Here is a 24247-nt window from a genome sequence, read left to right on the forward strand (position 1 = left end):
ATAGCTCTGAAGCTGATCGCTTAGACCGAGTTCCACAGGGTGTCCCCGCACTAGGGGGCGCCGGCAATGGAGACCGGATCATGTTCAACACTTCGACCAAGCAAAAGTTCGCCATCTTCGCTGGCGCTGTAATGGTGATGGGGCTTTCCCAGCCGGCGTCGGCGCAAAGCACGCGTGCCCAGGTGCGCGCCGAGATCGCTCGATTGGCAGACGGTTATCCTGGTTCGACAGCAGTATATGCTGGTTGCCGCGCAGTCGCCGAAGACGATTACGCACGAACCGGCAGCGTCTCTCATGCCCTTGGCGCATTGACCGGATGCGCCAGCGTCGGCTGCGTACTTACGGACGTCTATACCGACTGCCTTCGCGTCAACGCCCGACTGTTCGTGCTCGAACTTCGCCTTTCCTGAGCGCGCCGCAATTTTGCCTACCACTCCTTGGGAAAAGGAGCCAACCCATGCGTAAAGTCCTTCGATTGCTTTTTGCCATAGCTTTCGCGGCCATCGCCGTCGCGGCACTTGAGGTCGATACCCGCCTGCCGCTCGGTCTCATGCTATGGGCTGGTGCCGCCAGCTTCGGCCTCGCAGCACTCATCATTGCGCTACCTGCCTTTGACAGACTGCGGTCACGCCGGCTGAGAACGACTGGATGGCTGATGTGCGTTGCGCTATTGGGCGTAAGCGGGAGCCATCTCTGGATTTCCGCGGAGGCCGCACAGGCTGCCAGGACAGGCTCCTCCCCTGCGGCAGAGGTCGACGATATGCTCCGCTGGAGCGCGACGGCCGGCAACGCCGAAGACATGTACAATCTTGGAATCCGCCTGAGCACAGGTGACGCGAAGTCGCAACAAGAGGCAGAGCGCTGGCTCCGCGCGGCAGGCGCGCGGGGCTATGCCGAAAGCACCATTCCTCTTGCTCGCCTTTTGATCGCCCAGGGGCGGTATGCGGAGGCGCAAGGTCTTTTGCAGGCTGCAACGTCACCGCGGGACGCTGACGCCAAATGGCTCTTGTCGCAGGCGATCTGGGCGAAATCGCCCAATCGAACATCTGACGATGCGTGGCAGTCGCTGCTTCGTGAGGCGGCCGATGAGGGGCAAGTCGATGCCATGGCGCTTGTCGGGGTATTGCATGCCCAAGGCGAACAGGGTTTTATGAAAGACCCCGTCAAAGCCCGGACATGGTATAGGAGAGCCGCCGAAAAGGGCCATGCACGCGCCGCGTTCAACTTGGGCCTGGACTATGAGTGGGGGATGGGTGGCCTCCCCGATCGTGAACAAGCCATCGCTGCCTATCGGATCGCCGCCGCCCAGAACCTGCCCGAAGCCAAGCTCAACCTTGGTGTCCTGCTCATGAACCGATTGGACAATGATTCACTAAGGGAGGCCAAGGAACTTCTGAATGATGTTGCGCAAGGCGATCGATCAGACTTGGCCGCCATTGCCCAAGAGACTATTGAAATACTCGAAAAGAAGATTTAATTTCGTACATAATTTCCCCATTTTTCATTGGATTGAGGAAAGAATCATGCGTGCTGCAGCTATTTTTTTCCTTCCCGCGCTCATTTTCAGCGAATCGGCATTCGGCCAGACAGGGAAATTAGTCGGCCTCGACCAGGGAAAATATGTCGGCACTTATGAGTGCGCACAGGGTCTGACCGAACTGGAACTCTACATCCAGGGTGACGGACAATATGGTCGCTCTGAAGGCGCCACCGTTGGAAAGTTTGTCCGCCTGGGCGAATTCCGGTTCAAATATCGGATGTTCCGTAACACATTCGATTGGGGACGATATCATGTGCGCATCCAGGAATACCCAGATGGTCGCGTCGTAATGACACCGGACCCCGACAAGGGGAGGTTGAACAGCATGCCGCCCGGCTTCAGGCCTGTCGGTGCCGTTCTCCGCCGTGACGGGTCAGCAGGCTTCTTTGGCATGCAAGGTAAAATCTCCGATCCACAATGCGGCGCGATCACAATGCACAAATGGGAATCAAACGTCCGTCTCGATAGCAGAACCATGAGAGGCGCAGTTGGCGCGATTACGGACGCTTACAGGCGCAAGGAAGAGGCAGAACGGGCTTATCGCGATCGTGGATGCAGAGAAGTTGTCACTTATGCAGATAAAAATGGCGATGTTGATACAAAAACAGTCTGCCAGCGATAGATCTGCAGACCAGGCCACATTTCCTGCATGTCAGGCACTTGAATAGCCGTCAGATGAAGCTGGCAAAGCCGTTCGCGCGGCTAATCAAGGGGGCGGCGTGTTCGTGCTCTTGATGATGCAACATGTTGTAGAGCAAAAGGAATTTGTTTTCTCACATTGAGAAAGGAGGCGTCATATGCGGAAATCTTTATTGTATGCTGCGACCGTTTGTATTCAAATCAACGGCGCTGCCTTTGCGCAAAACGGGGCAACATTTACGCCTCCGCCAGATTATGTCGAGGGCGAGCCAGTCAAAGATCTCGGCGAGGCCGCGCCGCGACTAAGAGCAGCCGATCAGACGGTTTACACCGGTACCTACACATGTGAGCAGGGGCTGACGGATGTCAGCATCGATTTGAGCAACATAGGATATGGCCTAGGCGGTACTTTCAGCTTTGGCGGTGGTCGAGTTCCTCATGGCAGTTATGAATTTGCCTTAATTCCACTTGGTGGTAGCCGATATCAAATAGATCCTGTCCGTTGGAGGCAACGGCCAGCGGGATTTAGAATGGTCGGGGCGACCATAACCATAGTGAACGGTCAGCTTAGCGGCGATATTGATGATCGGGACTGTACGACCATTAGAGCTATCGCACGTAATGCTACTGAACATCTTAAAACAGGATCTGGGATAAGCTCGGTTTCTACTTCAAATACACCTCAAAAGCCTGCTACGGTATCCAATAATGGGTCCACCAATGGAAGTGCATTGGACCAGATGCTCGACAGATTGGTCCAAGCTGACTCCAGAACTTGGGGATTTAATAGGTATGTTTCAGGAAGCATGTCAGGATCGCGGTATCTCTCAGGCAGCTCCTCCAGTAAAAACTATGTTGCACAAGGAAACTATAAATATGTAGGTTTCGCTGGGGGGGTGTCGTCGGGATGGGTTAAAATAAAGGTCATAAATTCTAGTTTGCAGTGTATCGAGTTTCACGACCAGGCCGGAAATTGTCGGGCTCCAGGGGCATCCCTTAGCGCTCAGGCACTTGTCGGAGTGATGGCAGCAGGCGCGGCTGGCGCTGGGAGTTCTGGTGGTGGCGATACGCCTTGCAATCCGAATGACTTGGTCCTTGTGGGTGACCAATGGCAGCCTGCCAGATCTTGCCGTTGAGTAGTGTTTCACGACCCCGAACCAATTACTCGGCGTTCCAAAGTCTGACCATGCGCGAGATGATTCGGCAGGTGTCCTATCTTACTGAACTGGGGGCGTTATCGGAAAAGCCTGTTGCCACATAAACAGAAAATCCTGACGCCTACCAGCGACGACGCGTTATTTGTCTAGACTTAGGCGCTTCCGTCCGCCGACTTCGATGTAAATCGGTCCTGACCGCTTCGCTTCGAACTCGTGGTCGTGTCTGAGGTATGGCAAAAGCGTACCCCCTTCGTAAAGGCTCTGAACGAGTCGTTGTTGTTTCGTGTATGGGTCGGTTTAGGCGCGGATTATGCACCTGCTTCTATGGGGCAAAACGCTCAAAGTGTACAACCGTACGTCGAAGAAAACAAGTTGTGTGGGAGAAAGTGTGGGAGAGAGCATCTGAAGTTCAATTTTTTACTCAATAATTACAACACTTAAGGTTGTGGTTCGGTACAAGCCCTGTCCACCATCCTGCGCATCGCACCAAGATGCGCGCCCGATGGCACCGGATGGACGCATAGCTCAGTTGGTAGAGCAGCTGACTCTTAATCAGCGGGTCCTAGGTTCGAGCCCTAGTGCGTCCACCACCTTTTCCTCACCCCGCCCTGAGCGCCACGCGGCACAGCATGTCGTGGGACGCCATGAACAGCGTGCGGCCGCTCTGGCCGATGCAGCAGTTGGCGACCGCCTTGCCTGTCGCGATCAGGCCCAGCATCGTGCCGTCCGCGCCGAGCACATGGACGCCGCCGGGGCCGGTGGCGAAGATCGTGCCGTCGGGGGCGGTCTTGACGCCGTCGGGCAGGCCGGGGAGACCCTGCGCCTGCCATCGGGCCATATCGTGCAGGACGCGCGGGTTGCCGGGCATTCCGCGCGCGTCGATGTCATAGGCGAGAAGCTGCGGCAGTTTGGGGTCCGACAGGGCGAGGTAGAGCGTGCGGCCATCGGGAGAGAGAGCGACGCCGTTGGGGCGGAAGCGGCTGCGGTCGACCAGCGTCACCTTGCCATCGGGCGTCAGGCGATAGAGGCCGTTGAAACCGATCTCCGCCAGCGGGGAAGCGTCGGCGTCCTTGAGGCCGTAGGGCGGATCGCTGAAGTAGATGGTGCCGTCTTTCGCGATGGCGAGGTCGTTGGGGCTGTTGAACCGCTTGCCCTGATACCTGTCGGCGAGCACGGTGCGCTTCCTCGTCGTCAGATCGACGCGGACGATGGCGCGCGTGCCGCTGTCGGCGAAGACCAGCCGCCCGGCGCGGTCGAGCCGCATGCCGTTCGCGCCGGGTTCCTTGATGCCTTCGGGCACGGGCGTCTGAAGCCCCGAGGGGTTGAGGAAGGGCGCGACGCCGCCTTTGGCGTCCCAGCGATAGACGATGTTGTTGGGCGGGTCGGCGAAGAGGAGATAGTCGCCGCGCGGCACCCAGACGCCGCCTTCGGCCCATTTATAGCCGCGCCCCAGCACCTCGATCCGTGCGTCGCTGGCGACGATGGCGTCGAGGCGCGGGTCTATGCGGGTGACGCCGGGCTGGGGGGCAGGAGGCTTGTCCTGCGCTCCCCCGCGGGCCGCCACGCCCGTCAGCGCCAGCGCGCCCATGCCGGCGAGGATCGCGCGGCGGTCTGCCTGCACAGGCGCGCTCATGCCGCGATTTTCACGGCGCGGCCTTCGCGCGCGGAACGGTAGATCGCCTCGATCACGCGCAGGTCGGCCAACCCTTCCTCGCCCGGCACGATGATCGGGCTGCCGGTCAGCACGGCTTCGGCCAGATGGTCGAGCTGCCCGGCGAACTGGTTTTTCGCCATGGGCGGCGGCGCGCGGTCGGCGACCTGCCCGTCCTTGCGGATGCGCATGCGGTGGCCTTCATAGGGGGTGCCCGGCTCCATATCTATCCAGCCTTCGGTGCCGATCACGCGATACTGGTTGTGGGCCGAGCTGTAGCTCGACACGCAGGTCGCGGTGACGCCGGAGGGGAAGCGCAGCAGGAAGTCGATGCGGTCCTCCACCGTTTTGAAGCGGGGGTCGGAGCGGTCGGTGGATTCCATCGCCATCACCTCGACCGGCTCCTCGCCCGTCAGGTATCGCGTCGCGTTGAGGCTGTAGATGCCGATGTCCATCAGCGATCCGCCGCCCGACAGCGGCCTGTCGAGCCGCCACTGGTCGGGGCGGATCGGGAAGCCATGCTCCGCCGTGATGACGCGCGTCGGCCCGACGAAGCCGCTGCGGGCGAGGTCTATCGCGAGGCGGTTGTGCGGCTCGAACCGGGAGCGGTAGCCGATCATCAGCTTTCTGCCCGCTTTCCGGCACGCGGCGATCATCGCTTCGCATTCGGCGACGGAGACGGCCATCGGCTTTTCGCACATCACATGCTTGCCCGCCTGCGCCGCGCGGATGGTGTATTCGGCGTGCATCGAATTGGGCAGGATGATGTAGACCGCGTCGATGTCGGGATTGTCGCGAATCCTGTCGAAGCTCTTGTAATCGTAGCGGTGGGTCTTGGGCACGCCATATTCCGCGCCGTATCGTTCGAGCTTTTCGGGTGTGCCGCTGACCAGCGCGGCGATGCGGCTATGTTCGCAACTGGCGAAGTTCGGCATGATCTGCCGCGTGGCGTAGGAGCCGAGACCAACAATTGCGTAGCCGATCTTGCGGCCCGGCGTCGCCGCCATTGCAGGCATTGCGGCGGCGGCGAGGCCGAGGCCCATGCCCGCCATCGCGCTCCTGCGGCTGATGCTGCCTCTATCCGTCATCATCCTGTCTCCCGTTGACCTGTCGCTGATGCAGGGCAGGATAACCCATACAAATGCCCGCGCCCACCGCTCTGGGGTCGTAGGCGGAACGGAAAGCCGCTATCCTATGTTGCACGACACAGCTTCTGTTCATCACGAGTGATCCAGCCACGCCCTGATGCACCCTGACCGACGCACTTTCCTTGCCACCGCCCTTGCCGGTTTCCTGACGCTTCCCGCCCCCCGCCGCGCGCTGGCGGCGGACGAGGTGGCGCGGGTGGACGCGCTGATCGCGAAGATGACGCTGGAGGAAAAGGCGGGGCAGATGACCTGTCTGGCCGACAGTTTTCGGCCCTTCAATCCGCCCAATCCGCAGGTCGGTATTCAGGACGAGAAGCGGCTGGCGGACGAGATAAGGCGCGGGCGGGTCGGCTGCCTGTTCAACGGCATCGGCGTGGCGGGCGCGCGCCGGGCGCAGGAGATTGCGGTCGAAAAGAGCCGCCTTGGCATTCCGCTGCTGTTCGCGGGGGATGTGATCCACGGTCTCAAGACCATCTTCCCGGTCCCGCTCGCCGAAGCGGCCAGTTTCGACCCGGACCTGTGCCAGCGCACCGCCCGCGCCGCGGCGGTCGAGGCGACGGCGGCGGGCCTGCACCTCACCTTCGCGCCGATGGTCGATGTCGCGCGCGATCAGCGCTGGGGCCGCGTGGTCGAGGGGGCGGGAGAGGATGCGACGCTGACGGGCATCCTCGGCGCTGCGCGCGTGCGCGGATTTCAGGGGCGCGACCTGCGTCGCGACGACAGCCTGCTCGCCTGCCCCAAGCATTTCGCCGCCTATGGCGCGGTGGCGGCGGGCCTCGAATATGGTCAGGTCGACATCAGCGAGGAAACGCTGCGTGAGACGCATCTGCCGCCTTTCGGCGCTGCGTTCGCGGCGGGGGCGCTCACGACGATGGCGGCCTTCAACGAGATCAATGGCGTGCCCGCGACCGCCGACAGCGAATTGCTTACCGACATATTGCGCGGCGAGATGAAGTTCCGGGGCTTCGTCTTTTCGGACTATACGGCGGACGAGGAACTGGTCGCGCACGGCTTCGCGCAGGACGACCGCGACGCCGCGCGGCTCGCCGTGCTGGCGGGCGTCGACATGTCGATGCAGAGCGGCCTCTATATCCGCTACCTCCCCGATCTGGTGAAGAGCGGCGCGGTGCCGGAAGGCACGGTGGATGTGGCCGTGCGCCGCATCCTTTATGTGAAGGCGGCGATCGGGCTGTTCGACAATCCCTATCGCTCGATCAGTGAAGAAGCGGAAAGGACGCGCATCTTCACGCCCGCGCACCGGGCGCTGGCGCGGGAGGCGGCGGGGCGCTCCATCGTGCTGCTCAGGAATGAGGGCGGCCTGCTGCCCATCGACGCGTCGAAAGGCCAGAAGATCGCGCTGATCGGCCCGTTCGGGGAGGATCGCGCCAATCTCTACGGGCCGTGGGCCTTCTACGGCGATCCGGACAAAGGCGTGGACATCGCCAGCGGCCTGCGGGCGGCGCTGCCCGATCCGGGGCGGCTCACGGTCACGCGGGGCTGCGACATCGACGCGCCGGTCGCTGGCGGGATCGACGAGGCGGTGGCGGCGGCGAAGGCGGCGGACATCGTGCTGCTCGCCATCGGCGAATCGCAGGCCATGTCGGGCGAGGCCCAGTCCCGCACCGCCATCGAAATTCCGCCCGCGCAGCAGGCTCTGGCCGACGCCGTCGCCGCGACGGGCAAGCCGGTCGCGATCCTGCTCCGTCATGGCCGCGCGCTGGCGCTGCATGGCGGCGTCGCCAATGCGCAGGCGATCCTCGCGACATGGTTCCTCGGGTCCGAAGCGGGGCACGCCATCGCCGACATCCTGCTGGGCAAGGTCGATCCGTCCGCCAAGCTGCCTGTCAGCTTCCCGTGGGAAAGCGGGCAGGAGCCTTTCTTCTACGACCGCAAGTCGACGGGCCGCCCCGTCACCGCCGCCGGACAGACCGAATATAAGGCGCGTTACGCCACGACCGACAACAGCGCGCGCTTTCCCTTCGGCCATGGTCTTGGCTACACCGACTTCACGCTCGACCAGTTGAAGCTGTCCGACAGCGCGCTGCGCTGGGACGCGGCCATCGAGATTACGGTGCGCGTGACCAACACCGGCAAGCGCAAGGGCAGCGAAGTGGTGCAGCTCTACACCCGCGACCGGGTCGCCAGCCGCACCCGCCCGATCCGGGAACTCAAGCGCATGGAGCGCGTGACGCTGGGTCCGGGGGAAAGCCGGACGGTGCGTTTTTCCCTCTCGCGTGTCGATCTGGAGTTCGTGGGCGCGCGCAACCGGCGGATCGCCGAGCCGGGCGATTTCGACCTGTGGGTCGGGCAGTCGAGCGTCGGCGGACTGAAGGGCAGCTTCACCCTGTTCGCGGACGTTCCGGCGAAAGCCTGACCTCGCCGCCTTGACGCTGCGGCGCGCGGTCCATAGCGTCGCGCGCGATTGACGGGGACTGCGAAAGGCATCGGGCATGGCTGACACCGCTGGCGAGCGTCCGCCCGGCTATCGCTATTCGCGGCGCGGGACGTTCGATCTGGTGCGCGAACTGTCGGTGGTGGACAATCGCCGCAACGCCTTGCTGCTGATCCTGCAATGGGCGGTCATGATCGCGGCGGTGGTCGTTGCGATCCGGGTGGACCGCTTTCCGGTCTACCTGCTGGCCGGCCTTGTGATCGGCACGCGCATCCAGTGCCTTGCGGTGATGATGCACGATGCCTGCCACGGGATGCTGTTCAGCAACCGGCAGGTCAACGACTGGATCGGCGACCTGTTCGTCGCCTTTCCGCTGGCGTTCAGCATCCACCTCTACCGCGCCAATCACATGCATCATCATCGCCACACCAACACGATGCGCGACCGCGACTATCGGGTGCAGCGGCGCGACAGCGACCAGATTTTCCCCAAGCGTCCCGCCGCGATGGCATGGCTGCTGGTGCGCAGCGTCACCGGCCTCAACTATTACCGCATGGCGCGCGACAGCCGGGTTTGGGTGCCCTTCGCCAATTTCCACAATCCCGGCCGGTTCGACTTCGATTATCGCCTGTCGCTGCGCCTGCGATATGTGGTGTGGGCGGTCGTCTTTTACGGCGCGATCCTGCTGACGCCGTGGCGGTGGCAGATACTGGGCCTCATGTTCATTCCACTGTTCATCTGGGCCAATGTCTTCAACCGCATCCGCGCGATGGCCGAGCATAATGGCGTCACCGACGAAAGCGAGATCAAGGGCACGCGCACGGTCATCCCGAGCCTGCTCGACCGGCTGCTGATCGCCCCGTTCAACGTCAGCTACCATCTGGAGCATCATCTGTTTCCGTCGGTGCCGTGGACCAATCTCAGGCGGCTGCACCGGCACCTGATGGCCGATCCCGATTATGCCGCGAACGCGCACATCACGCGGGGCTATGCCGGGGTCATTGGGGAACTGACGGCGCGCTCGCCCGCCGCAATGCCGCTCACGCCTTCCTGAACGCTGACAAGCGCGTTCCGCTCTGTTAGGGGGCGGCCCCATGCTCAATCTGAACGCCATCACCGTGCGCCTGGGCGGCCGCACCATCCTCGACCGCGCGGCTGCCGCACTGCCGCCGCGCAGCCGCGTGGGCCTTATCGGCCGCAACGGCGCGGGCAAATCGACGCTGATGAAGGTGATGATCGGGCAGCTCGACCCGGACGAGGGCAGTTGCGACATGCCACGCGACACGCGGCTCGGCTATATCGCGCAGGAAGCGCCGTCGGGCGACGCGACGCCGTTCGACACCGTGCTCGCCGCCGATACCGAACGCGCCGCGCTGATGGCGGAGAGCGAGACGACCGAAGACCCGGATCGGCTGGGGCATATCTACGAGCGTCTGACGGCCATCGACGCCTATACGGCTCCTGCGCGGGCGGCGCGCATCCTCGTCGGCCTCGGCTTCGACGAGGAGATGCAGGGCCGCCCGCTCGACAGCTATTCGGGCGGCTGGAAGATGCGCGTGGCGCTGGCGGCTTTGCTCTTTTCCGAGCCGGACCTGCTGCTCCTCGACGAACCGTCCAACCACCTCGACCTTGAAGCGACGCTGTGGCTGGAGAATTTCCTCAAGGCCTATCGCGGCACCGTGGTCGTCATCAGCCATGAGCGCGACCTGCTCAACAATGTGGTCGACTATATCCTCCACCTCGAAGGGGGGAAGGTGACGCTCTATCCCGGCGGATACGACGCCTTCGAGCGGCAGCGGGCAGAGCGGCTGGCGCAGCAGGAGGCTGCCCGCGCCAAGCAGCAGGCGGAGCGCGAGAAGTTGCAGGACTATGTCGCCCGTAATTCCGCCCGCGCGTCGACCGCCAAGCAGGCGCAGTCGCGCGCCAAGGCGCTGGCGAAGATGCAGCCCATCGCCGCCGCCATCGAAGACCCGACGCTGCATTTCGGCTTTCCCAGCCCGCCCGAACTGCGCCCGCCGCTCATCACCATGGACATGGCGGCGGTCGGTTACGACGAAACGCCGATCCTGCGTCGCGTCAACCTGCGCATCGACCCGGACGACAGGCTCGCGCTGCTGGGGCGCAACGGCAACGGCAAGACGACTCTCGCCCGCCTTATCGCCGCGCAACTCAAGCCCATGGAAGGGCAGATGAACAGTTCGGCGAAGATGAATGTCGGTTATTTCACCCAGTATCAGGTGGAGGAACTGGACGTCACCGACACGCCGCTCGAACATATGACCCGCGTGATGAAGGGCGCGACGCCGGGCGCGGTGCGCGCGCAACTGGGGCGCTTCGGCTTTTCGGGCGAACGCGCGACGCAGAAGGTCGGCAGCATGTCGGGCGGAGAGCGGGCGCGGCTGGCGCTGGCGCTCATCACCCGCGATGCGCCGCACCTGCTGATCCTTGACGAACCGACCAACCACCTCGACGTCGACAGCCGCGAGGCGCTGGTGCAGGCGCTCAATGAATATAGCGGCGCAGTGGTGATCGTTTCGCACGACCGGCACATGATCGAACTGGTCGCCGACCGGCTGGTGCTGGTGGACAATGGCACGGCACAGCCCTTCGACGGGTCGCTGGACGACTATACCGACATCATCCTGCGCAAGGCCGATGGCAACGGTTCCGGAGGCGATGCGCCAAGGGTCGACCGCAAGGCCGACAAGAAGGCGGCGGCCGAATGGCGCGAGAAGCAGAAGGCGCTGAAGAACGCCGTCAACAGAGCGGAGCGGGAGATGACCGCGCTCGCCACCGAACGCAAGCGCATCGACGCCGCGCTGTCGGACCCGAAGGCCGCAACCGGTGCGGAAGCGAAGATGACGACCAGTCAGCTCATGGTGAAGCGCGCCGAGGTCGAGAAAAAGCTGGAAGCGGCCGAAGAGGTTTGGATGGAGGCGGGCGCGGCGCTGGAGGCAGGCTGACGCCCTGGCTCATGATCCGATCATATTGCATCGGATCATGAGCAGATGTGTTTGTTTGCCGCCTTTTCCGAGCCAGCGGACGTGCCCGTCCGCTTCGAAAATGCTCTAGCCCAGCGTCAGCCGCCAGTCCCAGCGCAGCGGATCGCCGTCCATCACCTCGACGCCGCGGGCGATGAGGCCGTCTCGGATTTCGTCCGACAGGGCGAAGTCCTTTTCGGCGCGGGCGGCAGTGCGGCGTTCCAGTTCCGCTTCGATCTCCTCCGGCGTGATCTGCGCATCCTTCGGAGCGACCCGCAGGTCGGCGCGGGTCAGCGTCAGCAGGTTGAGGCCCAGCGCCTGATCGAATGCCGCGATGAGGCACAGCTTCTCGTCGACCGGCACTTTCTTCATCGCGACGGCTTCTTCCAGCAGCGGCAGGGCGCGCGGGGTCATGAGGTCGTCGCTGATCGCCGCGTCGAACTGCTCCAGCAGCGGCGCGAGTTTGGGATGCAGATTGGCGCGCAGATAGTCGAGGCGGGGCGATTGCCATGTCACGCCCTCGGCGCGGGCCTTCAGCCCCTCGACCGCCATGACGAGGCGCTTGAGGCGCGTCAGGGCGGCCGCCAGATTGTCCGCGCTGAACTCCAGTTCGCTGCGATAATGGGCGCCAAGGCACAGCAGGCGGTAGGCGAGGGGGTGGACGCCCGCGTCGATCAGGGTGAAGAGGGTGGTGAAGCCGCCCTTCGACTTGCTCATCTTGCCCTGACGGTCCACGAGGAAATTGTTGTGCATCCACCAGCGCGCGCCGGTGAAGCCCGCTTCCGCTTCACCGATCTCCGGACCGCAGCAGGCATGGAACGCCTGATTCTGGGCGATCTCGTTGGGGTGGTGGATTTCGCGATGGTCGATGCCGCCGGTGTGGATGTCGAACGGCTGGCCGAGGCGCGCCTGGCTCATGACCGAGCATTCGAGGTGCCAGCCCGGCGCGCCCCGTCCCCACGGGCTGTCCCATTCCATCTGCCGCTGCTCGCCCGGCGGGGACTTGCGCCAGATGGCGAAGTCGCTGGGGTTGCGCTTGCCCGCCACCGGGTCGATCCGGGCGTGAGCAGCGTCGTCGCGGCCGCCTGCCAGTGCGCCATAATCGGGCACAGTTGCGCTGTCGAAATAGAGGCCGCTCTCCAGCTCGTAGCAGTGCGCGGGCGCGATCTTCTGCGCGAAGGCGATCATCTGCGGCACATAGTCGGTCGCGACCGTCCATTCGCTTGGGGGCGTGATGTTGAGGTCGGCGATATTCTGCTTGAACGCCTGCGTATAATGGGCCGCGACGTCCCAGATGCTTTTGGCCGCAGCGCGGGCCGCCGCCTCCATCTTGTCATCGCCCGCGTCGGCATCGCTGGTGAGGTGGCCGACGTCGGTGATGTTGATGATGTGGGTGACGGCAAGCCCCTTCCACAGCAGGGTCCGGCGCAGCGTGTCGGTGAAGACATAGGCGCGCAGGTTGCCGATATGGGCGTAGTTGTAGACGGTCGGGCCGCAGCTATAGACGCGCGCATGGCCTTCCTCGATCGGCGTAAAGGGCTGGATCGAGCGGGAGAGGCTGTTGAACAGGCGCAGCGGCGCGGGCGTGTGCTGGTCGTCGGACATGCATGTCCTGTGTCGCGGGAAGGGGCGGGCGTCAACGGGCATTGGCGAAGCGGCGCTCCGCTGGCGGCATTGTAATATAATGTTGCCCCGCGCCGCCCGGCCTTGCGCAACGGTCCTTCGGTGCTCAGATTGAGGAGGCGAGCCGGGTTCCTCTGGCGGCGGCGGTGCCCCCCTCATCCCGCCGCGATGTCGGTTCGCATCGAGTGTGCCGGGCGCGGGTCAGGTGGCGCGAAAAGCTCCCTCCCAGGCATCGCGCAGAACCGCGCCGGGCCACTCGAACCAGCGGGCGCCGCTCAGTGCGCCGCACCCCAGCTCAATCCCGTGCCGATTTCGACGCCCAGCGGCACCGAGAGTTTGACGAGCGGTTCGGCGGCGGTTTCCATGACGTGTCGGATGACGGCGCTGGCGGCGTCCACATCGCCTGCGGGCAGTTCGAACACCAGTTCGTCATGGACCTGAAGCAGCATCCTGACGTTGGGCAGTCCCGCCGCTTCCAGCGCCGGTCCCATGCGCGCCATCGCCCGCTTGATGATGTCGGCGCTGGTGCCCTGAATGGGCGCGTTGATCGCCGCGCGCTCCGCCCCCTGCCGTTCATGCTGGATGGGGGCGGCGATGCGGGGAAACCATGTCTTCCGCCCGAACAGGGTTTCGGTGTAGCCCAGCCTGCGCGCCTTCTCGATCGTGTCGTTGATATAGACGCTGATGCCGGGGAAGCGCTCATAATAGCGGCTTATCATGTCCTGCGCTTCGTCCGCGCCGATCTCCAGCCGTCCGGCCAGACCCCAGCGGGAGATGCCGTAGAGGATCGCGAAGTTGATCGTCTTCGCGCGCCCGCGCGTGTCGCGGTTGACCTCCCCGAACAGTTGCTGCGCGGTGGCGGCGTGAATATCCTCCCCGTTGGCGAAGGCTTCGCGCAGCGCGGGCACGTCCGCCATATGGGCGGCGAGGCGCAGTTCGATCTGGCTGTAGTCAGCGGCGAGGATGACGTTGCCCGGTTCGGCGACGAAGGCGTGGCGGATCTGCCGCCCGACCTCGGTCCGGATGGGAATGTTCTGGAGATTGGGATCGGTCGAGGAGAGGCGGCCGGTCTGCGCGCCGGTCAGCGAATAGCTGGTGTGGACGCGGCCGGTATCCCGGTTGATCTGCGCCTGAAGCGCGTCGGTATAGGTGGATTTGAGCTTCGATAGCTGCCGCCACTCCAGCACTTTCGCGGCGATGAGCGCGCCCTGCGCCTTCAACTGTTCGAGGATGGTGACATCGGTGGAATAAGCGCCGGACTTGCCCTTCTTGCCGCCCTTGTAGCCCATCTTGTCGAACAGGATCGCGCCGAGTTGCTGGGTCGATCCGATGGCGAAGGGCTGGCCTGCGATTTCGTGGATTTCCGTTTCCAGTGCGGCGATGCCCGCGGTGAACTCGGCGGAGAGGCGTGACAGCGCCTCTCGGTCGACCTTGATCCCTTCAAATTCCATGCCCGCGATCACGCCGACGAGCGGGCGGTCGACCAGTTCGTAGACGCGGCTCGCGCCTTCATTGGCGACGCGGGTCTTGAAGCGTTTCCACAGGCGCAGCGTTACGTCCGCGTCCTCGGCGGCATATTCGGTCGCGCGGTCGAGGGGGACTTCGCCGAAGGTGATCTGGTTCTTGCCGGAGCCGACCACGTCCTTGAAGCTGATGCACTGGTGATTGAGGTGAACCCGCGCGGCTTCGTCCATGCCGTGCCCGGCGAGGCTCTGTCCGGCGTCAAGGTCGAAGCTCATGACAATGGTGTCGTCATAGGGCGCGACTTCGATACCGTGGCGGCGCAGGACGGTGAGGTCATATTTGAGGTTCTGGCCGACCTTGAGGACGGCATCATCCTCCAGCAGCGGCTTGAGCTTTGCCAGCACCAGCGCCTTGTCCAGTTGCGCGGGCCGCTCGGCGAACATGTCGGTGCCGCCATGGCCCACGGGTATGTAGCAGGCCGCGTTCGGCCCGGTCGCAAGGCTGATGCCGACGAGGCCGCAGGAGACGCAGTCGAGCATGTCGGTCTCGGTATCGACCGCTACCACGCCCTCCGCCTGCGCCGCCGCGATCCAGCGGTCGAGCGCGTCCTCCGTCACCACGGTTTCGTAGAGGCTGCGGTCTATGGCGGGTTCGTCGGCGAAGGCGGGCGGGGGCGGGGCGGCTTCGTCGGTCGCCGCCGCCGCTGCCGCCGCCACCGCGACCGCCGCCGCCGGGGCACCGAGGCGGCCCAGCAGGGTCTTGAAGCCATGATGCTCCAGAAACGCCTGCAACGGCTCCTTGGGAATGCCCTTGAGCGTCAGTTCCTCCAGCGGCTCGGGCAGGTCCATCCTGTCGTGCAGCGCCACCAGCCGGCGCGACAGGCGGGCCATGTCGGCATGGGCGATGAGGTTTTCCTGCATCTTCGATTTCTTCATCAGCGGCGCGGCTTCCAGCGCCGCTTCGAGGCCGCCATATTCGGTGATGAGCTTCGCCGCCGTCTTGGGGCCGATGCCGGGGATGCCGGGCACATTGTCCACGCTGTCGCCCATCAGCGCCAGAACGTCGCCCAGCAGTTCCGGCCCGACGCCGAATTTGCCGACGACATAATCCGCGCCGCGCCGCTCATTCTTCATCGTGTCATACATGTCGACGCCGGGCTGGATGAGCTGCATCAGATCCTTGTCGCTGCTGACGATGGTGACGTGCCAGCCCTGCGCCACCGCCGCCTGGGTGTAGCTCGCAATGATGTCGTCCGCCTCATAGCCCGCTTCCTCGATGCAGGGGAGGGAGAAGGCGCGGGTCGCGTCGCGGATCATCGGGAACTGGGGGACCAGATCCTCGGGCGGCGGCGGGCGGTGCGCCTTATACTGGTCATACATGTCGTTGCGGAAGGTGTGCGACCCCTTGTCCAGCACCACGGCCATGTGCGTCGGCCCTTCGGCGCGGCCCAGTTCCTCCGCCAGCTTCCACAGCATCGTCGTATAGCCATAGACTGCGCCGACCGGCTGGCCGTGCCGGTTGGTGAGCGGAGGCAACTGGTGATAGGCGCGGAAGATATAGCCCGAGCCGTCGACGAGGTAGAGGTGATTCTGGGTCATCGGGTGGAGATAGCCCGGATGGGCGATCCTCTCCAGTGGGGCGGCACGGGGTTTGACGGAACACGCGGGCGGCAGGATGATTTCCGCTTCGTTTCCAGTAAGGGGGCGTCATGAAGATCCGGTCGATGCTGATGGGAGCGGCGCTGTTCGCGCTTCCGGCCGTTGCGGCAGCGCAGGAGGGACGGGACTTATGCCCCGACCGCCCCGGTCTCGGCACGCCGCCCTGCACGGTGGAGCCGGGGCGGGTGGTTGCCGAACTCGGGCTGGGCGACTGGACGCATGAGAAAGACGCGGCGAGCCGCACCGACACGGTGGAGGCGGGCGATCTGCTGGTGCGGTTCGGGCTGACCGATCGTCTCGAAGCGCAGCTTGGCTGGACGGCCTACGGGCATGAGCGGGTGAAGGACAGGGCGAGCGGCCTCATCGACCGCAGCGAGGGCGTGGGCGATATGTTCGTCGGCGTGAAGCGCAATCTGCGCAATCCGGACGGGTCGGGCTTTTCCGTCGCGCTGCTGCCCTATGCCACGCTGCCGACCGGCGGATCGACCATCGGGGCGGGGGACTGGGGAGCCGGATTGCTGGTGCCGGTGAGCTATGAACTGGGCAAGGGCGTCGCGCTGGAGGCGACGCCTGAAGTGGATGCGGCGGTGGACGAGGACCGGCACGGGCGCCATCTGGCGTGGGGCAGCGTGATGGGCGTGAACATCGACGTGAGCGATGCGGTTTCCGCTACGGTCGAAACGTCGCTGATGCGCGACGACGATCCATCGGGGCACAGCACGGAGGCGCTGGCCGGGCTGTCGCTGGCGTGGCAGCCGGGGAAGGCGTGGCAGATCGACGGCGGCGTCAATCTGGGCCTCAACCCCGACAGCCCAGATCGGGAGCTATATGTCGGTATCGTGCGCCGCTTCTAGTCAGCGCTTTTCATGGTTGGCGGCGACGGCGCGCGACACAGCCTGCATCAGTTCCATGCGCTCGGGGATCGGGCGGGTGGTGGAGCCGATCATCACCGCGACGGCATAGCTGGTGCCATCGGGCGCGGTCATGATGCCGATGTCGTTATAGCCGGTCGAGCGCGGCGGGAGATCCTGCCCCGTGCCGGTCTTGTGCAGATAGGTCCAGCCCGGCGGCACGCCGCCCTTGATCCGGCGCGGCCCGGTCTTCGCTTCCGACATGATCGACATGAGCAGGCGCGAGGAGGCGGGCGACAGCATCCGGTTCTGCTTGAGCCGCGCCAGCGCCTGCACGATGGAGGAGGGCGCCGCACCGTCGGGCGGATTGGCGAGATAGCGGTCGAGCGCCTTCACCCGCGCCGCCATGGGCAGCTTTGCCCGCGCGGCGTAGAAATTGCGGCCGACCGAATAATCCTGCCGCCAGTCCAGACCCGCCGTCGCCGATTGCAGCAGCCGCTCGCCCGGCCCGAAGCGGATGTCGCGGATCGTCTTGCGGGCGAGATAGCCGCGCACCGCTTCCGGCCCGCCGACCGCGCGGAGCAGCGTGTCGTTGGCGGTATTGTCGCTCTGCGTCATGGCGCGGTGGAGGAGGTCGGAATAGCTGGTCGTCCACATCCCGTCCTTGAGCATCATGGCGCTGGGCTGATGAAAAAGGGTGAGGTCGTTGCGGGTGATCGTCGCGGTATCGGTAATGCGCAGCTTGCCGCGATCCACCGCGTCGAGGAAAGTCATCGCGACCCAGAGTTTCGACACGCTCTGCTGCGGGAAGAGGGCGTTGCCGTTCCACGCGACGGTCCAGTCCGCGCCAATGCGGCGCACGGCGATCCCGACCTTGCCATTGAAACTCTGGCCCAGATTGCGGACGACATCGACGAGCGCGGGCGGCGGCGCTTCGTTCTGGTCGATGTCCTGATAGGGTTCGGGCGGGTTGGCGACCGGCTTGATCGGCCATGTGTTCGTCTTGGGCTGCGGCTTTTGCGGCACGGCGGCGGCAGCTTCCGCCTGCCTTCCCTGCGGCGCGCTCACGCAGGCCGACAGCGCTGCGATCAGCAGGACGAAGCGCGCGGACCCGCCCCGATTATTATTCGATGTCATCCAAACCCCGCACTCTCTCCTGTCCATTAGGCGCGGCGCCCGGCGGTATCGGCAAGCACCGTGCGACGAATGATTCCACAAATGCGATGGAGAGAGGATGAACGGGGCAACCCGTTGAACGCGGACGACGATCCGATCAGTTGCGGTTCAGCGGCGAAGCGGCAATAGCGGGCCATGGCTTTTCGAGTAGACAGACGGACCTGGCTGACCGGCGCGGCGGCGGGCGGCATTGCGATGATGGCGGGCCGTGCGGTCGCTGCGCCCTTCGTATCGCGCCGGATCGCGGTGACGGTGCGCGGCGCGGGGCGCGACGTGCTGCTGATCCCCGGCCTTGCGAGCGGGCCGGGGGTGTGGAGCGGCGTGGTCGACGCGCTGCCGGGCTGTCGGCTGCACATCGTCCATGTGCGGGGATTTGCGGGCCTCGCGCCGGAGGGCAATGCGAGCGGGCCGGTGGTGCAGCCGGTCGCGGACGAGATCGCCCGCTATATCGGCGCGGCGGGGCTGATGCGCCCCGCCATCGTGGGTCATTCGATGGGCGGCACGCTGGCGATGATGCTGGGGCTGAAGGGGCTGGCGTCGCGGGTCATGGTGGTGGACATGCTTCCCGCCGGAGCGGCGATGGTCGGCGGAACGGCGAGCGGCATGGGCTTTCTCGCCGATCAGCTCAGCGGGTATCTGACCGGCACGGCGGCAGGGCGGCGCACTCTCGCGCAGATCGTCGGGCGGACGCCCGGCGCGCAGGGGAGCGACCCGGACGTGATCGCCGGGGCGCTGCGCGACCTTGCCAATATCGACCTTGGCCCGCAGCTTGCCCGCCTCACCGTTCCGCTGGAGGTCGTCTATGCCGTGGGCGACGACGCGCAGATGAACGCCGCCATCGCCGACCGCTTTCGCAGCGCCTACGGGAGTAGGAAAGGGACGATGCTGAAACCGCTGGGGCCGAGCGGCCATATGGTGATGCGGGATCAGGCGGCGCGGTTCAATGCGCTGCTCCGGCAGTTTCTGGCGGCGATTTGACACGGATCAAAGCGACCGCGCCGTTCGCCTGACAGGAAGGACGTGGACGCTTCGAGCGTCCCTCCTCAAACTCACGAGGCGAGCGCGTCCCCCGGCGCGCCCGCCTTCTTTTTTACGGTGCCAGGACGGTATCGACCGCTTGGGCGAGCGTTTCGGGATAATCGAGCGTGTAGTGGAGACCCCGGCTTTCCTTGCGGTGAAGCGCCGAGCGGACCACCAGCCGCGCGACTTCCAGCAGGTTGCGCAGTTCGATGAGGTCGGGCGTGACGCGGAAATTGCCGTAATAATCGTCCACTTCCTTCGCCAGCAGGTCGATGCGGTGCTGCGCGCGCTCCAGCCGCTTGGTGGTGCGGACGATGCCGACATAGTCCCACATGAAGCGGCGGATTTCCTTCCAGTTGTGCTGGACGATCACTTCCTCGTCGCTGTTGGTGACACGGCTTTCGTCCCACGGCCGGATCGGCGGCGGCGGGGGCAGCGCATCCCAGTTGGCGCGGATATGCCGCGCCGCCGCTTCGCCGAAGACGAAACATTCGAGCAGCGAGTTGGACGCGAGCCGGTTCGCGCCGTGAAGGCCGCTTTCGCTGACTTCCCCGGCGGCATAGAGGCCGGGCAGGTCGGTGCGGCCGTCAAGGTCGATGACCACGCCGCCGCAGGTATAATGCTGCGCCGGGACGACCGGGATCGGCTCCTTCGTGATGTCGATGTCGAGATCGAGGAGGCGGGCGTAGATGGTCGGGAAGTGGTGCTTCACGAATTCGGGGTCTTTGTGGCTGATGTCGAGATGGACGTAGTCGAGGCCGAGCCGCTTGATCTCATGGTCGATGGCGCGGGCCACCACGTCGCGGGGGGCGAGTTCCTCGCGTTCGTCGAAGCGGGGCATGAAGCGCTCGCCGGTGCCGGGGATTTTGAGATGCCCGCCTTCGCCGCGCACCGCTTCGGTGATGAGGAAATTCTTGACCTCCAGATTGTAGAGGCAGGTCGGGTGGAACTGGTTCATCTCCATGTTCGAGACGCGGCAGCCCGCGCGCCACGCCATCGCGATGCCATCGCCGGTCGCGCCGCGCGGGGCGGTGGAGAAGAGGTAGGTGCGCCCCGCGCCGCCGGTGCACAGGATCGTCGCGCGGCCCAGCAGCGTATCGACCCGCTTCGTCTTGCGGTTGACGGCGTAGACGCCCCAGACATGGCCATCGCCCGAATAGCGTTCGCCATGGCGGGAGGTGATGAGGTCGATGGCGACCATATCCTCCATCAGCGTGATGTTGGGATTGGCGCGGGCGGCTTTCAGCAGCGCGACCTGCACGGCGTGGCCGGTGGCGTCGTCGACATGGACGATGCGGCGGTGGCTGTGCCCGCCCTCCCGCGTCAGGTGCCAGCGTTCGCCAAACTCCTCGCCCCCGTTGAACGGCACGCCGAGTGCGGCGAGCCGCTCGATGGCGGCGGGCGCTTCGGAGACGACGAACTCGACCGTGGCGCGATCGTTGAGGCCCGCTCCCGCGACCATCGTGTCATGGACATGCGCCTCGAAACTGTCGCCGCCGTCGAGCACTGCGGCGATGCCGCCCTGCGCCCAGTTGGTCGACCCGCTGTCGAGCGCGCCCTTCGCCAGCACCAGCACCCTGCGGTCCTGCGCCAGATTGATCGCGGCGGTGAGACCGGCGGCGCCGGAACCGATGATGACGACATCGTGAAGGGTGGTGGTCATAGCGGGTCTTTTCTCCCCTCCCGCTTGCGGGAGGGGCCGGGGGTGGGCGTTTGTGGGAGCGCAGCTTCGATCTGGAGAACCACGCCTTCCAGATTGCCCATCACATCTGCATTGGAAAAGCGCAAGATTTCGTAGCCCTGAGACCGGCAGTAGGCGTCACGCCGAGCGTCATATTCCGCTGTCTGATCGTGGCTCGCGCCGTCGAGTTCGATCATGATGCGCAACTCGCGGCAGAGGAATCGGCGAAATAGGGGCCGACCGGCATCTGGCGGCTGAATTTATGGCCGAGCTTTCGGTTGCGAAGGCATTGCCACAATAGCTTTTCGGAAGAGGTCGCATTGTTGCGGAGTTGCTTTGCGCTTCCGGTAGCGCGTTGCTTGAAAGGCCGCGCCTGCCCACCCCCTGGCCCCCTCCCGCTTGCGGGAGGGGGGACATTGCCTTCACGCATCCGCGGTCAGGTTGAGGAACACATCCTCCAGATCGGGGTCGCGGGTGACGACGTCGACGATGGAGAGGCCGCTCGCCTGCACCGCGCTCAGCACCTGGCCGGCGTTGGCGCGGTCCTTCATGTAGGTGATGGTGAGCGTGCGTTCGTCGATGAGGTCGACCTTCTCGAAGCAGGGAGCGTCAGGCGCGGCGGCGATGTCGCGGTCGACGGTCACCTGCACCACCTTTTCCTGCGCCATGGCGATGAGTTCACGGGTCGGCTTGTCGGTGATGAGGCGGCCATGGTTGATGATGCCGATGCGGTCGCACAGTTCCTCGGCTTCCTCCAGATAGTGAGTCGTCAGCACGATGGTGACGCCGCGGGCATTGAGTTCGCGGACATAGGCCCAGAGCTGCTGGCGGAGCTGCACATCGACGCCCGCCGTGGGTTCATCGAGCACGAGGATCGGCGGCGAGTGCACCATCGCCTTCGCCACCAGCAGCCGCCGCTTCATGCCGCCCGACAGCGTGCGGGCGTAAGCGTTGGCCTTGTCCTCCAGATGGACGGCGCGCAGCAGTTCCATGGAACGGCGGCGGTCCTTGGGCACGCCATAATAGCCCGCCTGATTTTCCAGCGTTTCGAAGGGGGTGAAGAAGGGATCGAAGACGATTTCCTGCGGCACGATGCCGATGGAATTCTTGGCATTGCGGGGATGCGCGTCGATGTCGAAGCCCCAGATGCTGACATCGCCCTCCGTCTTGTTGACGAGGCCCGCGAGGATGTTGATCGTGGTCGACTTGCCCGCGCCGTTGGGGCCGAGCAGGCCGTAGATCTGGCCGCGCGGGATCGACAGGTTGATGCCGTCGAGCGCGCGCTTGCCGCCCTTGTAGACCTTGGTCAGGTTGCGGATTTCGATGGCGGCTTGGGGCGTGTCGGTCATGGCTGATCTCTATGGGGATCGGGGCCACGGAAGGGAAGAGGGCGCGACATCAAAGCGACACCGAAGCGACAGGTTCACGGGGGCCGAAGTTCACACCGTTGCAGGATCAGGCGGGACGGGCGAAATCGCGGCGCGACGCGCCCGTGATGCGCCGCCGATGCGACGGTCACGCGCCGGTGAAGCGCCGGTAAGGCGACAGGGACGCGACACCGGCGCGACACCGGCGCGACAGGTCAGGTGCGGGGCGGGCGCGGGCGCTCCGGAGCGAGCGGGTCGGCGAGGCGCTGCGCATGGAACAGCAGCGCATTGGCCCAGTGACGGTCGAAATGCGTGCCCGCGAGCCGGGCGCGCAGCCGGTGTGCGCTCGACCGCGACATGCCCACGACACGCGCGGCCTGCGTCACGCAGCCGCTTTCGAGCAGGGCGAGGAGGAAGATGCGCTGCGTGTCCGGCGTTCAGCGGGCGCGGGCAGGGCGGGGCGAAGCGGGGGAAGATGTCTGGTCCATGCCGCAGGATGATCCGGCACGGAAGCTGTAGGAAAGAGCGGGGTTGCGCACGGAAGGGATGGATTTCGCCGCGCGGCTGTGGAAGCGGTGCGGCATGACGCCCGACCGCCCGGACGATGCCGAAACGCTGCGCGCGGATTTCCGCGGCGAAACGCTGCGCCTGACGGGGGACGATCCCGCAGCGCGATATGGCGTCGCGGTGTCGGGCGGGCCGGACAGCATGGCGCTGCTGGCGTTGGCGGCTTCAGCCTTTGCCGGGCGGGTCGAGGCGGTGACGGTCGACCATGGCCTGCGCCCCGAATCGGCCGGGGAAGCGGCGATGGTCGCGCGCTGGTGCGGGCAGGCGGGGGTGCCGCATGTGACGCTGACGCCTGACGCGCCGGTCGCGGGCAATGTGCAGGCATGGGCGCGGACGATGCGCTATCGCTTGATCGAGGGCTGGCGCGCGGCGCGGGGCATCGACTGGATCATGACCGCGCACCATGCCGACGATCAGGCCGAAACGCTGCTGATGCGGCTCAATCGCGGGTCGGGCGTCGCGGGACTCGCGGGCGTGCGGGCGCGGAGCGGGCGGGTCGTCCGGCCGCTGCTGGGGCAGCGCAAGGCGGCGCTGCTGGCGTTCGCGCGGGCGCAGGGGCTGCCCTTCGTCGACGATCCGTCCAACCGCGATCCGCGCTTCGACCGCGCGGCGATGCGGCAGGCGCTGGAGGGCGCGGACTGGATCGACGCGCCCGCGCTGGCCCGCAGCGCCGCCGCTCTGGCGGAAGCGGAGGCGGCGATCGGGTGGAGCGTCGCGGCGCTGGCGCAGGCGCATGTGCGGGCGGAGGACGGCGGCTGGGCGCTGGACCGCAGCGACCTGCCGCGCGAATATCTGCGGCGTCTGGTCCTGCACATGCTGGCGCTCGCCGAGCCGGAGGGCGCGCCGCCGCGTGGCGAGGCGCTCGATCATGCGCTGGCGCAGGCGCGGGCGGGGGGGCAGGCGAGTCTGGGGCGCTGGCTGCTGAAAGGCGGCGCGATCTGGCGTCTGCGCCCCGCCCCGCCCCGCCGGTAGCGCAACGATTTCATGTCGCTTCGGAAATGTTCCGCACGTCGTCGCTCCGGCGGCTCCTTTCGCCGATTTTGTGCGCTGCGAAGATGAATCCTTAACGCGCTTTGGGTAGGGATAAGGCTCTTCAAGCGGGGATTTTTGGAACGATGGTGGAATTTGCGGCCCTGACCTACGGCCTGCTGGCGAGCGTCATTCTTTCGGCGGCGCAACGGAACCGGAAACTGGCGCGGCCGCATCCGCCGCTGCTGCTCTACATGGGCTATCTGCTGTGCGGCCTGTCGGGCGGCGTGGCCATCGCGCTCGCCTATGTGGCGGCGACGCTGTTCATCGGCGGGTAAAGACCCGGCGAATAGACCGACGGAA

19 protein-coding genes, 1 tRNA gene and 1 pseudogene are annotated in these 24247 nt (G+C 65.3%); 12 read left to right on the forward strand and 9 right to left on the reverse strand.

Translation table 11 applies throughout. The annotated features are described in order from the left end of the window. Window positions 1-80: 80 nt before the first annotated feature. The 5 genes from SAMIE_RS01175 to SAMIE_RS01195 all read left to right on the forward strand — a co-directional run bounded on the left by SAMIE_RS01175 (window position 81) and on the right by SAMIE_RS01195 (window position 3926). A complete protein-coding gene (locus tag SAMIE_RS01175; protein WP_066701502.1) occupies window positions 81-410 on the forward strand; it encodes a hypothetical protein in 330 nt (109 codons plus the stop codon). 47 nt (window positions 411-457) lie between these two features. Continuing rightward, a complete protein-coding gene (locus tag SAMIE_RS01180; protein ID WP_066701499.1) occupies window positions 458-1477 on the forward strand; it encodes a tetratricopeptide repeat protein in 1020 nt (339 codons plus the stop codon). Window positions 1478-1523: 46 nt separating this feature from the next. Then, window positions 1524-2162 carry a hypothetical protein gene (locus SAMIE_RS01185; RefSeq protein ID WP_126516700.1) on the forward strand — a complete coding sequence of 213 codons (639 nt, stop codon included), beginning with the start codon at window positions 1524-1526 and terminating at the stop codon, window positions 2160-2162. Between the two features lie 175 nt (window positions 2163-2337). Further along, entirely contained in the window at window positions 2338-3315 is a 978-nt protein-coding gene (locus tag SAMIE_RS01190; protein ID WP_126516701.1) for a hypothetical protein, read from the forward strand. A gap of 535 nt (window positions 3316-3850) precedes the next feature. Next, window positions 3851-3926: transfer RNA gene (locus SAMIE_RS01195), tRNA-Lys, on the forward strand. An 8-nt stretch (window positions 3927-3934) separates the two neighbouring features. On the opposite strand, the gene SAMIE_RS01200 is transcribed toward SAMIE_RS01195, so the two are convergent. Together SAMIE_RS01200 and SAMIE_RS01205 are read right to left on the reverse strand one after the other, a co-directional pair. Beyond that, window positions 3935-4969: an SMP-30/gluconolactonase/LRE family protein gene (locus SAMIE_RS01200; protein ID WP_066701494.1), complete on the reverse strand. Its 1035-nt coding sequence runs from the start codon at window positions 4967-4969 to the stop codon at window positions 3935-3937. Then, window positions 4966-6078: a Gfo/Idh/MocA family protein gene (locus SAMIE_RS01205; protein WP_232037337.1), complete on the reverse strand. Its 1113-nt coding sequence runs from the start codon at window positions 6076-6078 to the stop codon at window positions 4966-4968. The genes SAMIE_RS01200 and SAMIE_RS01205 overlap by 4 nt, the downstream gene beginning before the upstream one ends. Before the next feature lie 154 nt (window positions 6079-6232). Between SAMIE_RS01205 and SAMIE_RS01210 the strand changes: the two genes are divergently transcribed. The 3 genes from SAMIE_RS01210 to SAMIE_RS01220 all read left to right on the forward strand — a co-directional run bounded on the left by SAMIE_RS01210 (window position 6233) and on the right by SAMIE_RS01220 (window position 11490). Then, window positions 6233-8509, forward strand: a complete 2277-nt coding sequence (locus SAMIE_RS01210; RefSeq protein WP_066701488.1) for a glycoside hydrolase family 3 N-terminal domain-containing protein — start codon at window positions 6233-6235, stop codon at window positions 8507-8509. 76 nt (window positions 8510-8585) lie between these two features. Continuing rightward, the gene (locus SAMIE_RS01215) at window positions 8586-9581 is read left to right on the forward strand and encodes a fatty acid desaturase family protein (protein WP_066701486.1); all 996 of its coding nucleotides are present in this window, start codon (window positions 8586-8588) and stop codon (window positions 9579-9581) included. Between the two features lie 40 nt (window positions 9582-9621). Beyond that, window positions 9622-11490 carry an ABC-F family ATP-binding cassette domain-containing protein gene (locus SAMIE_RS01220; RefSeq protein ID WP_066701484.1) on the forward strand — a complete coding sequence of 623 codons (1869 nt, stop codon included), beginning with the start codon at window positions 9622-9624 and terminating at the stop codon, window positions 11488-11490. A 105-nt stretch (window positions 11491-11595) separates the two neighbouring features. Here the strand turns inward: SAMIE_RS01220 and cysS are convergent, their stop codons facing one another. Next, window positions 11596-13113 (reverse strand): cysteine--tRNA ligase, encoded by a 1518-nt coding sequence (gene cysS, locus SAMIE_RS01225; RefSeq protein WP_066701482.1) that lies wholly within the window; start codon window positions 13111-13113, stop codon window positions 11596-11598. 293 nt (window positions 13114-13406) lie between these two features. Continuing rightward, window positions 13407-16193 carry a DNA polymerase I gene (gene polA, locus SAMIE_RS01230; RefSeq protein WP_066701480.1) on the reverse strand — a complete coding sequence of 929 codons (2787 nt, stop codon included), beginning with the start codon at window positions 16191-16193 and terminating at the stop codon, window positions 13407-13409. 110 nt (window positions 16194-16303) lie between these two features. Here polA and SAMIE_RS01235 point away from each other — a divergent pair, with 110 nt between their 5' ends. Continuing rightward, on the forward strand, window positions 16304-17107 hold the full coding sequence (locus tag SAMIE_RS01235) for a transporter (RefSeq protein ID WP_066701474.1): 804 nt from the start codon (window positions 16304-16306) through the stop codon (window positions 17105-17107). Here the strand turns inward: SAMIE_RS01235 and SAMIE_RS01240 are convergent, their stop codons facing one another. Further along, on the reverse strand, window positions 17108-18241 hold the full coding sequence (locus SAMIE_RS01240) for a serine hydrolase (protein WP_066701472.1): 1134 nt from the start codon (window positions 18239-18241) through the stop codon (window positions 17108-17110). It abuts the gene before it with no gap. Window positions 18242-18415: 174 nt separating this feature from the next. On the opposite strand from SAMIE_RS01240, the gene SAMIE_RS01245 reads away from it, so the two are divergent. Next, on the forward strand, window positions 18416-19258 hold the full coding sequence (locus SAMIE_RS01245; protein ID WP_066701470.1) for an alpha/beta fold hydrolase: 843 nt from the start codon (window positions 18416-18418) through the stop codon (window positions 19256-19258). A gap of 112 nt (window positions 19259-19370) precedes the next feature. Here SAMIE_RS01245 and nadB read toward each other — a convergent pair whose 3' ends face one another. The 4 genes and pseudogenes from nadB to SAMIE_RS23665 form a co-directional block, all read right to left on the reverse strand. Next, the gene (gene nadB, locus SAMIE_RS01250) at window positions 19371-20963 is read right to left on the reverse strand and encodes an L-aspartate oxidase (RefSeq protein WP_066701468.1); all 1593 of its coding nucleotides are present in this window, start codon (window positions 20961-20963) and stop codon (window positions 19371-19373) included. Next, a pseudogene (locus SAMIE_RS24085) lies at window positions 20960-21411 on the reverse strand (endonuclease domain-containing protein). Before SAMIE_RS24085 ends, nadB begins: the two are co-directional and overlap by 4 nt. Next, window positions 21404-22330, reverse strand: a complete 927-nt coding sequence (locus SAMIE_RS01260) for an ABC transporter ATP-binding protein (RefSeq protein ID WP_066701465.1) — start codon at window positions 22328-22330, stop codon at window positions 21404-21406. The pseudogene SAMIE_RS24085 and the gene SAMIE_RS01260 overlap by 8 nt, the downstream one beginning before the upstream one ends. Before the next feature lie 233 nt (window positions 22331-22563). Next, window positions 22564-22734, reverse strand: a complete 171-nt coding sequence (locus SAMIE_RS23665; RefSeq protein ID WP_232037340.1) for a hypothetical protein — start codon at window positions 22732-22734, stop codon at window positions 22564-22566. Window positions 22735-22930: 196 nt separating this feature from the next. Between SAMIE_RS23665 and tilS the strand changes: the two genes are divergently transcribed. Beyond that, complete coding sequence (tilS, locus tag SAMIE_RS01270) at window positions 22931-23887, forward strand: tRNA lysidine(34) synthetase TilS (RefSeq protein WP_083952552.1); 957 nt, start codon at window positions 22931-22933, stop codon at window positions 23885-23887. A gap of 143 nt (window positions 23888-24030) precedes the next feature. Further along, a complete protein-coding gene (locus SAMIE_RS01275) occupies window positions 24031-24222 on the forward strand; it encodes a hypothetical protein (RefSeq protein WP_066701463.1) in 192 nt (63 codons plus the stop codon). Window positions 24223-24247 lie beyond the last annotated feature (25 nt).

The sequence above is a fragment of the Sphingobium amiense genome, from assembly GCF_003967075.1.
GTDB classification, from domain to species: Bacteria; Pseudomonadota; Alphaproteobacteria; order Sphingomonadales; family Sphingomonadaceae; genus Sphingobium; species Sphingobium amiense.

Excerpts from the sequence above, each read along its gene's own strand:
- SAMIE_RS01175 (WP_066701502.1), top strand. The coding sequence starts at position 81 with ATGTTCAACACTTCGACCAAGCAAAAGTTCGCCATCTTCGCTGGCGCT.
- SAMIE_RS01180 (WP_066701499.1), top strand. The coding sequence starts at position 458 with ATGCGTAAAGTCCTTCGATTGCTTTTTGCCATAGCTTTCGCGGCCATC.
- SAMIE_RS01185 (WP_126516700.1), top strand. The coding sequence starts at position 1,524 with ATGCGTGCTGCAGCTATTTTTTTCCTTCCCGCGCTCATTTTCAGCGAA.
- SAMIE_RS01190 (WP_126516701.1), top strand. The coding sequence starts at position 2,338 with ATGCGGAAATCTTTATTGTATGCTGCGACCGTTTGTATTCAAATCAAC.
- SAMIE_RS01200 (WP_066701494.1), bottom strand. The coding sequence starts at position 4,969 with ATGAGCGCGCCTGTGCAGGCAGACCGCCGCGCGATCCTCGCCGGCATG.
- SAMIE_RS01205 (WP_232037337.1), bottom strand. The coding sequence starts at position 6,078 with ATGATGACGGATAGAGGCAGCATCAGCCGCAGGAGCGCGATGGCGGGC.
- SAMIE_RS01210 (WP_066701488.1), top strand. The coding sequence starts at position 6,233 with ATGCACCCTGACCGACGCACTTTCCTTGCCACCGCCCTTGCCGGTTTC.
- SAMIE_RS01215 (WP_066701486.1), top strand. The coding sequence starts at position 8,586 with ATGGCTGACACCGCTGGCGAGCGTCCGCCCGGCTATCGCTATTCGCGG.
- SAMIE_RS01220 (WP_066701484.1), top strand. The coding sequence starts at position 9,622 with ATGCTCAATCTGAACGCCATCACCGTGCGCCTGGGCGGCCGCACCATC.
- cysS (WP_066701482.1), bottom strand. The coding sequence starts at position 13,113 with ATGTCCGACGACCAGCACACGCCCGCGCCGCTGCGCCTGTTCAACAGC.
- polA (WP_066701480.1), bottom strand. The coding sequence starts at position 16,193 with ATGACCCAGAATCACCTCTACCTCGTCGACGGCTCGGGCTATATCTTC.
- SAMIE_RS01235 (WP_066701474.1), top strand. The coding sequence starts at position 16,304 with ATGAAGATCCGGTCGATGCTGATGGGAGCGGCGCTGTTCGCGCTTCCG.
- SAMIE_RS01240 (WP_066701472.1), bottom strand. The coding sequence starts at position 18,241 with ATGACATCGAATAATAATCGGGGCGGGTCCGCGCGCTTCGTCCTGCTG.
- SAMIE_RS01245 (WP_066701470.1), top strand. The coding sequence starts at position 18,416 with ATGGCTTTTCGAGTAGACAGACGGACCTGGCTGACCGGCGCGGCGGCG.
- nadB (WP_066701468.1), bottom strand. The coding sequence starts at position 20,963 with ATGACCACCACCCTTCACGATGTCGTCATCATCGGTTCCGGCGCCGCC.
- SAMIE_RS01260 (WP_066701465.1), bottom strand. The coding sequence starts at position 22,330 with ATGACCGACACGCCCCAAGCCGCCATCGAAATCCGCAACCTGACCAAG.
- tilS (WP_083952552.1), top strand. The coding sequence starts at position 22,931 with ATGACGCCCGACCGCCCGGACGATGCCGAAACGCTGCGCGCGGATTTC.
- SAMIE_RS01275 (WP_066701463.1), top strand. The coding sequence starts at position 24,031 with ATGGTGGAATTTGCGGCCCTGACCTACGGCCTGCTGGCGAGCGTCATT.